The sequence below is a fragment of the Pinirhizobacter sp. genome (assembly GCF_035317885.1).
Taxonomy (GTDB): domain Bacteria; phylum Pseudomonadota; class Gammaproteobacteria; order Xanthomonadales; family Rhodanobacteraceae; genus Pinirhizobacter.
This window is the reverse complement of record NZ_DATHFX010000408.1, coordinates 1-12,022: the sequence shown is the minus strand read 5'-3', so window position 1 is coordinate 12,022 and position 12,022 is coordinate 1. Positions and strand designations below refer to the sequence as shown.

At 65.4% G+C, this 12,022-nt stretch carries 9 protein-coding genes and 1 pseudogene; 5 read left to right on the top strand and 5 right to left on the bottom strand.

The window, feature by feature from the left end; all coding sequences use genetic code 11:
* Positions 1-1,561 (bottom strand): annotated as a pseudogene (locus VK519_RS13525) (copper resistance system multicopper oxidase); the annotation flags it as partial.
* Between the two features lie 244 nt (positions 1,562-1,805).
* Between VK519_RS13525 and VK519_RS13520 the strand changes: the two are divergent.
* The 4 genes from VK519_RS13520 (at position 1,806) to mfd (ending at position 7,994) form a co-directional block, all read left to right on the top strand.
* Positions 1,806-2,936: a 23S rRNA (adenine(2030)-N(6))-methyltransferase RlmJ gene (locus VK519_RS13520; protein ID WP_324350595.1), complete on the top strand. Its 1,131-nt coding sequence runs from the start codon at positions 1,806-1,808 to the stop codon at positions 2,934-2,936.
* Between the two features lie 97 nt (positions 2,937-3,033).
* On the top strand, positions 3,034-3,534 hold the full coding sequence (locus VK519_RS13515; protein WP_324350594.1) for a Slp family lipoprotein: 501 nt from the start codon (positions 3,034-3,036) through the stop codon (positions 3,532-3,534).
* 35 nt (positions 3,535-3,569) lie between these two features.
* Positions 3,570-4,478, top strand: coding sequence for a cation diffusion facilitator family transporter (locus VK519_RS13510; RefSeq protein ID WP_324350592.1), 909 nt, complete (start codon positions 3,570-3,572; stop codon positions 4,476-4,478).
* A gap of 66 nt (positions 4,479-4,544) precedes the next feature.
* Entirely contained in the window at positions 4,545-7,994 is a 3,450-nt protein-coding gene (mfd, locus tag VK519_RS13505; RefSeq protein WP_324350599.1) for a transcription-repair coupling factor, read from the top strand.
* 51 nt (positions 7,995-8,045) lie between these two features.
* Here mfd and egtD read toward each other — a convergent pair whose 3' ends face one another.
* Positions 8,046-9,014 carry an L-histidine N(alpha)-methyltransferase gene (gene egtD, locus VK519_RS13500; protein WP_324350591.1) on the bottom strand — a complete coding sequence of 323 codons (969 nt, stop codon included), beginning with the start codon at positions 9,012-9,014 and terminating at the stop codon, positions 8,046-8,048.
* On the bottom strand, positions 9,011-10,267 hold the full coding sequence (gene egtB, locus VK519_RS13495; protein WP_324350597.1) for an ergothioneine biosynthesis protein EgtB: 1,257 nt from the start codon (positions 10,265-10,267) through the stop codon (positions 9,011-9,013). Before egtB ends, egtD begins: the two co-directional genes overlap by 4 nt.
* A 158-nt stretch (positions 10,268-10,425) precedes the next feature.
* On the opposite strand from egtB, the gene VK519_RS13490 reads away from it, so the two are divergent.
* Positions 10,426-10,875: a DUF6491 family protein gene (locus VK519_RS13490; RefSeq protein WP_324350589.1), complete on the top strand. Its 450-nt coding sequence runs from the start codon at positions 10,426-10,428 to the stop codon at positions 10,873-10,875.
* 136 nt (positions 10,876-11,011) lie between these two features.
* Here the strand turns inward: VK519_RS13490 and VK519_RS13485 are convergent, their stop codons facing one another.
* Together VK519_RS13485 and VK519_RS13480 are read right to left on the bottom strand one after the other, a co-directional pair.
* Positions 11,012-11,446, bottom strand: a complete 435-nt coding sequence (locus tag VK519_RS13485) for a hypothetical protein (protein WP_324350587.1) — start codon at positions 11,444-11,446, stop codon at positions 11,012-11,014.
* A gap of 9 nt (positions 11,447-11,455) precedes the next feature.
* Positions 11,456-12,022, bottom strand: a 567-nt coding sequence (locus VK519_RS13480) for a class I SAM-dependent methyltransferase (protein ID WP_324350585.1), incomplete at its 5' end; no start/stop codon positions are given.

The window sequence follows — 12,022 nt, the reverse complement described above, 5'->3', positions numbered from 1 at the left end:
TGGTACGCCCACTGCCCCACGGCGTCGCACTGACCCGGTAGCTCACCTGTTGCGCCGGTTGCACCGTCACGGTGTGCTTGCGCGCCAGGTACGTGCCGTCGGGCGCTTCCAGTTCGCTCCACATCCCGTGCAGGTGCATCGGGTGGTGCATCATGGTGTCGTTGACCAGGGTAAAGCGCACATGTTCGCCAAGCCGCAGGCGGATCGGCGGCGCCTTGGCATAGGGCACGCCATCGATCGACCACATGTAGCGCTCCATGTTGCCGGTGAGGCGCAGGGTCATTTCGCGCTCCACCCCCGGCGAGATCGGGCTGTCCACGCCGTGCAGGTCCGCGTAGGTCAACACGCGGCGGCCGTTGCCACGCAAGCCCACGCCAGGATCGTCCAGGTTGGTCCGGGGCATGGAAACTTTCATGTCCACGCCAGGGTTGCCGGTGCGCTGCATGGCGGCATGGTCCATGCCGTGCATGTCGTGCGCCCCGCCCATGCCGGGCATCGCTCCCATGGCACCCATCATGTCGGCCATGCCAAGCAGCGGGCGCACATCCATCGCCGGTACCGCGGCCACCATGCCCGGGGCCGGTGACAGCGTGCCGCGTGCATAACCGGAGCGGTCGATCGACTGGGCGAAGATCGTATAGGCGCGATCGGCATCAGGCTGGACGATCACATCGTATGTCTCGGCCGCACCGAAGCGGAACTCATCCACCGTCACCGGCTCGATGTCCTGGCCGTCGGCGGCTACCACGGTCATCGCCAGGCCCGGGATGCGCACGTCGAAGAAACTCATCGACGATCCGTTGATGAAACGCAGCCGGATCTTCTCTCCGGCGGAGAATGCGCACGTCCAGTTGCCCACGGGCGTGACGCCATTCATCAGGTAAGTGAAGGTAGCGCCGGAAACATCGGCAAGGTCGGTCCGGTCCATGCGCATGCGGTTCCACATCGAACGTTGCGCCAGTGCAGGACGCACGCCCTCCCCGCGCGCGTCGCGGATGAAATCACCGACCGTCTGCTTGCCGTAGTTGTAGGCATCGCCCTGTTTTTTCAGGGTGGCGTATATGTGCTCGGGATCTTCGTCCGTCCAGTCCGCCAGCAACACCACGTAGTCGCGGTCGGCCCGGTAGCGCTCGCCGGCCTTGGGCTCGATCACGATCGGCCCAAACAGCCCGGTCTGTTCCTGGAAGCGCGAATGGGCGTGGTACCAGTACGTGCCCGACTGGTTCACGGCAAATCGGTAGAGGTACGACTGTCCCGGGGCAATGCCATCGAAACTCAGGCCAGGCACGCCGTCCATATCGGCCGGCACGATAAGTCCATGCCAGTGCAGTGAAGTAGGCGCCGCCAGGTGGTTGCGCACGAGGATCGATACTTCCTGGCCCTCGCGCAGGCGCAGCAGCGGCGCAGGCACCTGGCCGTTGACCACCGTCGCCACACGGCGCCGACCCGTGAAATCGACGGGCAGCTCGCCCACGTCCAGCACCAGCTGCGAACCGGAGAGTTCACATCGCGCTGCCGCGGGCGCCCCGACCGCCAGTCGCCCACGCAGGTCCAGGCCCATCGCGATGCCTCCCAGGGCCAGGCCCTGGACGAATCGGCGACGACCGCCATGCGGCCCACCAGACCGCTTGTTTTTCTTGTTCACCAATGGGTACCTCCCACGCAACACCGGGCTAGCCACGAGGGGCAGCCATGCACCACCGTCGGCCCGCTCAGGCCGAAGGGGGGCGCAGCAGCGGTGTCTGCGGGAAGTCGCCGACGGAAGCCGGCGCTGCCATGGGCGGGTTCGCGCCCGCCATGCGCGGATGCGCCGGCAGCGACGACAAGGGGACACCGGCGACGGCGGCGCAGGCCACCGCGCAGGCGCAGGCGCACGCGCCGTGGCCATGGGCATGGCCGTCGGGCTGGGCATGATCCCCCCCGTGCGCCATCGCCATGCCGTGGTCCATGCCAGCGGCCGCGGCTGCGCACCCGCAGGGCATGGCATGCGCGCCAAATGCCATCACCAGCCAAGCAAACATGGCAAGCAGGAACAGACGGCGATGGCGGCGGCAAGGCATGCGTCCACGATAGCCCCTGGCCCGTCGGGCTACAATCGCCCGATGAATTATCGCCACGCCTTCCATGCCGGGAACTTCGCCGACCTCCTCAAGCACACCGTGCTGCTCGCCCTGCTCGACGCATTGAAGGCCAAGGACAAACCCTTCGCCTACATCGACACGCACGCCGGGTCCGGCCGTTACGACCTGAAGAGCATGCATGCGCAGAAGACGGGCGAAGCGGAACTGGGCATCGGCAAGCTTGCCGTGGCCAGCGGGTTGCCGCCGCTGCTATGGGACCTGCTGGGCCATGTGCGGGCGATCAACGACGGCGACACCATCCGGCATTACCCAGGCTCCCCGCTCCTGGCCCAGCGCGTGCTGCGCCCGAACGATACTGCCCAGTTTTGCGAACTGCACGCCGATGAAGCGGACGCTCTTCGCGAGGTGCTTGGCAACGACACGCGCATGCACGTGCACAAGCGCGACGGCTACGAGGCCATGGGCGGCCTGTTGCCACCGCCGGAAAAACGCGGCCTGGTGCTGATCGACCCTCCCTTCGAGCGTGCCGACGAATTCCGTACCGTCGAAACTGCCCTGCGCCTTGCGCTGCAGCGCTGGCCCACGGGCATGTACGCGGTGTGGTATCCGGTAAAGCTGCGCAGCACCGTACAGCCCTTCCTGCGCTGGGCCTCGCGCGCAGCCCGAAGGGTGCTTTGCGCCGAGATCATGCTTCACCCGGACAACACGCCGTTGCGCCTGAATGGCACCGGCGTGGTGGTGTTGAACGCGCCCTGGCAGCTGGACCAGGCCCTGTCCGAGTCGATCGACGTGCTCGCCCGTACCTTGGGGGGGCAAGGCCGCGTCACCTGGCTTGCCCAGGATAACGACGCCTGAATCACATGACGCCGGTTATCAACGGATAAGCCCGCTCGCCCTTACGATCGGGCAAAGGGCGCCGATTGCCGGAGCCCAGGCCCGAAGGACACCCGCCATGACTGCCCCTGCCATTCGCCTGCTTGCCCCGATGCTCGTGGTCGCCCTGGCCGCATGTGCCCCGGCGCCGATCTACAAGACCTCCGGCAATACCCTCAACGTGCCGCCCCAGCAGGTATCGTCCTCGCCGCAGCGCTACCTCAATTCCGATGTGGTGTGGGGCGGCCGCATCGTGAGCGTGAGCAACCTGGCCGACCACAGCGAAATCGAGATCCTGGCCTACCCGCTGGACAACTCCCAGCGGCCCAAGCCGAGCGACAACGGCAACGGACGCTTCATCGCGGTCATGCCCGGATACGTGGAACCGCTCAACTTCCCTTCTGGCAAGCTGGTCACGGTCAGCGGCCGCCTGGCCGGTACGCGCAATGATCGCGTCGGTGAAGCAGCGTATGTCTTTCCCGTGGTCACCACCAACGCCTCGCACGTCTGGACCGCCGAGGAACTTCGCAGCGGCAAGAGCAATTTCAGCTTCGGCGTGGGCGTGGGCGTGATCCGTTAGAATCGGCAGGTTCTTGCCACGGGGAATACTCTCGCATGTCCGGTGAAGCCAATTCGCTGAGGGCCATCCTGCTGGCCCTGGGGGCCAATTTCGCCATCTTCGTGGCCAAGCTGGTGGCGGCGATCTTCACCGGGTCCGGCGCCATGCTTGCCGAGGCGGTGCACTCATTGGCCGACTGCGGCAACCAGGGCCTGCTGCTCCTGGGCATGCGGCAGGCCGGGCGGCCGCCATCGAGCGAATACCCGCTGGGCTGGGGCCGCGCGCTGTATTTTTGGTCGTTCCTGGTAGCCATCCTGCTTTTCAGCGTGGGCGGGATGTTTTCCCTTTACGAGGGCATCCACAAGCTCACCCACCATGAACCGCTGAAGTGGCCGTGGCTGGCCGTAGGCGTACTGGTATTCGGCATCGTCGCCGAAAGCGTGTCGATGCACGGGTGCATGAAGGAAGTGAACAAGGCCCGTGGCGAACGCAGCATCTGGCGCTGGTTCCGCGAAACGCGCGCCAGCGAGCTGCTGGTGATCTTCGGCGAAGACCTGGCCGCGCTCATCGGCCTGGCGTTCGCCCTCGTTGCCGTGCTCCTGACCATGGCCACCGGTAACCTGCTGTTCGATGCTGTCGGCACGATCGCCATCGGGGTGCTGCTGATCGCAGTGGCGGTGGCGGTGGCCGTCGAAGTGAAGGCGCTGCTGATCGGGCAGGGCGTGGAACCGCAACGCCGCGATGAGATGCTCACCTTCCTCAATGCACGCCCGGAAATCGCCCAGGTGTACAACCTGCTCACCTTGCAGATGGGTAATGACGTGATGGTGGCGGTGAAGGCGAGGATGAATCCCACGCCCACCAACCGCGAACTGGTGGAGGCCATCAACCTGGTCGAGATCGACTTCAAGCGGGCATTTCGCGATATCCGCTGGAGTTTCTTCGAGCCAGACATCGCCGACTGACGGCCAGCTACACCCGGTGGCGGTAGAATGGACGGTCCTGCCCTGCCAGCCGTCGCCTCTCCTTCAATGCCGTCCGCCTTCAAACGCCCGCCCCTGCCTGCCACCGTGAAACAACGCCGCTACTGGGCGACACCCGCGGGTTCGTCCTGGGCACTGAACGTGGCCGAGGCTGCCCGCGACCACCAGGGCCTGCTGGTGGTGGTTACCCGGGACACACAACGGGCACACGCCCTCGACGACGAACTGAAGATTTTTGCAGGCAGTTTGCCGGTGTTGCACTTCCCTGATTGGGAAACCCTCCCCTACGACGTCTTCAGCCCGCATCCGGAGATCGTTTCCCAGCGCATCGCCACGCTGTACCAGCTGCCCTCGGTGCAGCGCGGGGTGCTGGTGGTGCCGGTGGGTACGCTGATGCAGCGACTGGCGCCGCGCTCGCATGTCACGGGATCCGGCCTGGTGCTTGGCAAGGGGCAGAAACTCGACCTGCAGGTGGAGCAGCGCCGCCTGGAGGCTGCGGGCTATCGCAACGTGCCGCAGGTAGCGGAGCCTGGCGATTTCGCGGTACGCGGCGCCCTGATCGACATCTTCGCCATGGGCGCGGTCGAGCCTTATCGCGTGGAGCTGTTCGACGACGAGATCGATTCCATCCGCAGTTTCGACCCGGAAACGCAGCGCTCCCAGCACCAGGTGGAGAGCGTCGAACTGCTGCCCGGCCGTGAGTTCCCGCTCACCGATGAGGCGGCGAAGCATTTTCGCAACGCGTTGCGCGAGCGGTTTCCGATCGACGTTCGCCGTTGCCCGCTGTACCAGGACATGAAGGAAGGTGTCACGCCGGGCGGCATCGAATACTACCTGCCGCTGTTCTTCCCGAAAACCGAAACCCTCTTCGACTACCTCGCCGACGACGCGCTCTTCGTCCTTGGCGAGGGCGTGCTCGACGCCGCCGATGCCTTCTGGACCCAGACCACCGAGCGTTACGACCAGCGCGCCCACGACATCGAGCGACCGGTGCTGCCGCCGGATGAAATCTACCTGCCGCCCGAGCGCCTGCGCGAGCGCCTGAACACCCGCGTGCGGGTGGACGTGGTGCCGGCCACGCACGAGCATGCGGTTTCGCTCGGTACCCAGCCTGCGCCGGACCTTCCGCTCAACCGCAAGGGAGAGGAACCAGGCACGGCCCTGCGCCATTTCCTGGCGTCCTACCGTGGCCGGGTGTTGATCGCGGCGGATTCGGCCGGGCGGCGCGAGGCGCTGAACGAGCAGCTCGCCGCGGCCAGCCTGCGGCCGGTGGCACTGGAGGACTGGCGCGCGTTCCTGGACGGGGACGACGCACTGGCGATCACCGTGGCTTCGCTTGAACAGGGCTTTGCCCTGGATACGCCGCGCATCACCGTGCTTACCGAGCGCGAGCTCTTCGGCGAGCGTGTGCGCACCGACCGGAAGAAGCGCCGCGGCGCCGCGCGCGATCCGGAAAGCATCATCCGCGACCTCACCGAGCTTTCCATCGGTTCGCCCATCGTGCATATCGACCACGGCGTGGGCCGCTACCAGGGCCTGGTGTCGCTGGATGTCGGCGACATGCCGGGCGAATTCCTCACCATCGAATACGCCAAGGGCGACAAGCTCTACGTGCCCGTGGCCCAGTTGGGACTGGTCAGCCGCTACACAGGCACCGCGCCGGAACTGGCGCCGCTGCATTCGCTCGGTGGCGATGCCTGGGAGAAAGCCCGCAAGCGCGCGGCCGAGAAGGTCCGCGACGTCGCAGCGGAACTGCTGGCCATCTATGCCCAGCGCGAGGCCCGCCAGGGCGAGTCGCTCGCCGTCGACCGCCAGCTGGTGGACGAGTTCGCCGCCACCTTCCCCTTCGAGGAAACCGCCGACCAGCAACAGGCGATCGACAGTGTCATCGACGACCTGGCCGCGCCCCGGGCCATGGACCGCGTGGTTTGCGGCGATGTCGGCTTCGGCAAGACCGAAGTGGCGCTGCGCGCGGCGTTCGCCGCCGCCACCGCGGGCAAGCAGGTGGCCGTGCTGGTACCCACCACCCTGCTCGCGCAGCAGCACTACCGCAATTTCGCCGACCGCTTCGCCGACTGGCCGGTGCGGGTAGACGTGCTCTCGCGCTTCAAGTCGAAGAAAGACGTGGACGTGGCGCTCGCGCGCCTTGCCGATGGCGGCATCGACGTCATCATCGGTACGCACAAGCTGCTGCAGTCGGATGTCCGCTTCAAGAACCTTGGGCTCGTGATCGTCGACGAGGAACAACGCTTCGGTGTGCGCCAGAAGGAACAGCTCAAGAAGCTCCGCGCGGAGGTGGACCTGCTCACGCTCACTGCCACACCCATCCCGCGCACGCTGAACATGGCCATGAGCGGCCTTCGCGACCTGTCCATCATCGCCACCCCGCCTGCCCACCGCACGGCGGTGCGCACGCTGATCAGCAGCTGGCAACCGGCATTGATCCGCGAGGCGTTGCAACGCGAGATGGCCCGCGGCGGCCAGGTTTACTTCCTGCACAACGAGGTAAGCAGCATCGACCGCACCGCGCGTGAACTGGGCGAACTGGTGCCCGAGGCGCGCATCCGCATCGCCCACGGCCAGATGCCCGAGCGCGAACTCGAACAGGTCATGGCCGACTTCCACCGCCAGCGGTTCAACGTGCTGGTGTGCACTACGATCATCGAGTCGGGCATCGACATTCCCAGCGCCAACACCATCGTGGTCAACCGCGCCGATCGCTTCGGCCTGGCGCAGCTGCACCAGTTGCGTGGACGCGTGGGAAGGTCGCACCACCGCGCCTATGCCTACCTGATCGTCCCCGACCGCAAGGCCATGACGGGCGATGCGGAGAAGCGCCTGGAGGCGCTTGCCTCGCTCGAGGAATTGGGCGCCGGGTTCACCCTGGCCACGCACGACCTGGAAATCCGCGGCGCCGGCGAGATGCTGGGCGAGGAACAATCCGGGCAGATCCAGGAAATCGGCTTCGGCCTGTATACCGAACTCCTCGACCGCGCCGTGCGGGCGCTGAAGTCGGGCAAGGTGCCCGACTTCGACCTGGCAAGCGAACACGAAACGGAAGTGGAACTGCACCTGCCGGCGCTGATCCCCGACGATTACCTGCCCGACGTGCACCAGCGGCTGACCTTGTACAAGCGCATCGCAAGCGCGCGCAACGAAGATGAATTGCGCGAACTGCAGGTGGAGATGATCGACCGTTTCGGCCTGCTTACCGACCCGACCAAACAGCTGTTCTCGCTGGCGACGCTGAAGCTGATGGCCACGCCCCTGGGCATTCGCAAGCTCGACTTCGGCGCCAACGGCGGACGCGTGACATTCCGCGAGAAACCCGACGTCGACCCCATGGCGATCATCAGGCTGGTGCAGCAGCAGCCGAGGGTCTACAAGCTCGACGGCCAGGACAAGCTGCGCGTGATCCTTGACCTGCCCGGCGCCACCGAGCGCGTGCGCACGGCGATCGACGTGCTGGTGTCACTGGGAGCGCGGCGGCCCGGATAACCGACGCGTTCGGGTTTGGGGTCAGAGTAATAACTCTGACCCCGGAAACGGCTAGCGGACGAGATACTGCACGCTGAACTGTTTTTCTGCGTCGAACCAGACATGCTCCACCCGCAGGCCGGCCTTGTGGGCCAGTTCGGCGAAATCCTCCAACGAGTACTTGCAGCTGTATTCCACCTGCATCGCCTCGTCGTCGCCGAAGGCGAACACCTCATTGCCGACGTGGACATCCTGGCGCCGCGTGCTGACCAAAGTGGTTTCGATACGGCCGGCCATCGGGTTGTAATGCGCGCGATGGGCGAAGGCCGTGATATCGAAATCGGTACCGACCTCGCGGTTCAGCCGCACCAGCATGTTCAGGGTGAATTCGCTGGTGATGCCGGCCGCGTCGTTGTACGCCGCCTCGATCAGGGCCGGGTCTTTCTTCAGGTCCACGCCGATCAACACCGCGCCGTTGTCGCCCATCTCCGTGCGCATCAGCCGCATGATCGCCACCGCATCGCGGGCGACGAAGTTGCCGATGGTGGAACCGGGAAAGTAGATGACCGTGCGGCGTGGGGAACGCACGGCCACGGGCAGCCGGAGCGGCTGGGTGAAGTCGGCGCAGACCGGTTGCATCGGCACCTGCGGAAACGTGGTGGACAGCGTGGCCACCGAATCGAGCAGGGCCGAGCGCGAGATCTCCACCGGGACATAGGCCACGGGTGCTGGAAGGTGCTCGAGCAACAGTCGCGTCTTGATCCCGCTGCCGCTGCCGTATTCCACCAGGCGGACGTCAGGCCCGAGCGCGGCCGCGATGTCGCCGGCATGCTCGCGCATCAACGCGATTTCCGCGCGCGTGAGGTAGTACTCCGGCTGCTCGCAGATCGCCTCGAACAACTTCGAGCCCCGTTCGTCGTAGAACAGCCGCGAGGGTAGGCGCTTGGGCTTGGTGCGAAGGCCCCGGCGCACGACATCGAGCGTGTCGGCCACCGCCGGATGGCGGTCGTCCAGGCGAATGTCGTTCGGTAATGCGCTCATCTATCCTGTCCCAACCTGATCCCCGAAAATTGCCACCGCGCATGGGGAGGAAAGAAATTGCGGTAGCTGGCGCGAAGGTGGCTGGCGGGTGTGGCGCACGAGCCACCCCGGAGCACCCACTGGCCGTTCATGAATTTCCCGTTGTACTCGCCCAGCGCGCCGGGCGCCGTCCGGAATGCCGGATAGCTGGTGTAGGCGCTCATCGTCCATTCCCAGACATCGCCGAACATCTGCAGCAAACCTGGCGCGGATTCGGCGGCCAACGGATGGAAGCGGCCGGTGTCTTGCAGGTTGCCCTGGATATCCAGAGCACTGGCCGCGTGCTCCCACTCTTCCTCGCGCAACAGCCGCGCGCCGGTCCAGTGGGCAAAGGCGTCGGCCTCGAAATAGCTCACATGCGACACCGGGGCGTTCGGATCCAGCGGCTGGACGCCGGCAAGGGTGAACTCGCAGGCTAAGTCCTCTTGCCAGTACAACGGCCGCTGCCAGCCTTCGCGCTGGATCAGGTCCCAGCCATCGGACAGCCACAAGGTGGGCGTGCGGTAACCGCCGTCGGCAATAAAGGCCAGGTACTCAGCGTTGGTGACCGGGCGATTGGCCAGCGCATGCGGCAGCAGCAGCACGCGATGGCGCGGCCCTTCGTTGTCGAAACTGAAACCCCCGCCCTCATGGCCCACTTTCACGATGCCCTCGGCACCGGCCACGAAAGTCAGCGGCACGGCGTGGCTCGGGACAGGCTTGGGCGCCGCGTGATAAGCCGGTAGCAAGGGATTGCACGAGAAGGCGTGCTTGATGTCGGTCAGCAACAATTCCTGGTGTTGCTGTTCGTGTTCGGTACCCAGGCGGACGATGGCGCGTTCGGTATCGTCCAGGGCGTTGTCGTCGAGCAGCCGCTCGACACGTTCGTCCACCCAGGCGCGATAGTCACGCACCTCGTCCAGCGAGGGGCGCGTCAACAGGCCGCGCGCAGGACGCGCATGCATCGCACCTACGCTCTGGTAGTAGGAATTGAACAAATAGTTGAGCCGTTCGTCGTAAGGCCGGTGACCCGGCCTTGGCGCCAGCAGGAATTGCTCGAAGAACCAGCTGGTGTGGGCAAGGTGCCATTTGGTCGGGCTGCAGTCGGGCATCGACTGCACCATCGCGTCCTCGGCCGACAACGGGGCGGCCAACGACAGCGATCGTGCTCGAACAGCTGCGAACCGAAGCGAAAGTGCTGCTTCGGGCGCTACCGCCGCCGCCTTCCGCGGCATGGGGGAATTCACGCGGAATGCTCCGTCGGGGTCATCGTCACGAGCGGTGGCCTGGCCAGGGTCATCCGGTAATGTTCCCACCCGGATCGTTCAGGACTTGTGATCCCCACCCACCGCGAGCATTCTTGCCTTCATCACACAGGCCGGAGGTAACGACGATGAAACGGACCCATGCCAACGTGTTGGCACTGTTGCTTGCCTTGCCCACCGGTGTCGCGTACGCGCAGGCCGCTCCCCACCAGCCGATCCGCCCTGTTTCCGACTGCATGCGCATCGACCGCATCAACGGCTGGGCGGTGGTCGACGACCGCACGGTGATCGTAAGCAACGGCCCGAATCGCTTCAAGGTAACCACCCAAGCCTCGTGTCCCCGCCTGGGAACCGGCAACTCCCTGCGCTTCCGCGCCGCACCCGATAAAAATTCCCTCGGCCTTTCGGCGATCTGCGGCGAGACCGGCGAATCGGTATTCGCGCGGGACCAGCCACCTTGCGCCATCGCCGCGGTAGAGAAGATCGACAAGCCCGCTTATGACAAGTTGGCAAAGAAGGCGCACCACCATGGCAGCGCCGCCGACCAGCCCACCGTGCCGCCGGCAGGCGGACGTTGAGCCAACAGAGGGGCTTTTGGGGTCAGAGTTTCACTCTGACCCCGCATTGGCCGTTGGTCTCGCATAGCCGGGGCAGTGTGCGAAAAAAAAACCCGGCCGAAGCCGGGTTTTTCATGTTGCCGCGAAGCGGCGAGGATCAGTACCCGTCGTCACGCACGTAGCGCGTGCCGTAGCCATCCTCGTAGGTCGTGGTGGTAACGGTACGACGAACCACGGGCTGGTCTTCGTAAACCACCGTGGCCGGACGGGAGTAAACCACTGGGGAGTCATAGTAGACCGGTGCCGGACGCGTGGCGCTGTAGATCGCGCCGCCGACGACGCCGGCAATGATCGCTCCACCGATCCAGCGACCGCCGCTCCAATAGCCACCGTGTCCGCCGCGGTAGTACCCGCCACCGCCGTGGTATCCGCCGCGGTAGTAACCACCGTGACCACCGTGCGGACCATAGGCGAACACGCCCGGTGCAAATGCCATCAGGCCCGCCGCGGCGAGTGCCAGGACCGTCTTGGACTTCGACATCTTCATGGGTACCACCTCCGGTTGATGGCTGACATTTTCCTCTAATTCCATGAATGCCTCCTAACCGTTTTTGCCCCAGGGATCAACCGCGTGGCCGCGAAGGATCCAGCAACCGTGGATGTCTGAACGGCGGGCGAAATCGAACGGGATACTGGCTGATGAAAAGTCCTCGATGGTGAAGTCGGCCTCCAGCGCCTCACGGTCCAGGCGGAAGCGGCGGAAGTTGTTCGAGAACACGATCGCGCCCCCTACGGCAAGCCGCGCACCGCAAGCCTTCAGCAACGCCACATGGTCGTTCTGGACGTCGAAATCGTCCGCACGCTTGGAGTTGGAAAAGGTGGGCGGATCAACGTAGATCAGACCGTATTTCATGCCCGGCCTGCCGATGAAATACACCGCGTCTTCCTGAACGAGCCGGTGGCGATCGCCGGTAAATCCGTTCAGCGCCAGGTTACGCGACGCCCAGTCAAGGTAAGTGGCCGAGAGGTCCACGCTGGTGGTGTCGCGTGCGCCGCCGGCCGCGGCGTACACGCTGGCCGAGCCGGTATAGGCAAAGAGGTTGAGCATGTGCTTGCCGCCGGCGAGCTCGCGTATCTTGTCCCGCACCAGGCGGTGGTCCAGGAACAG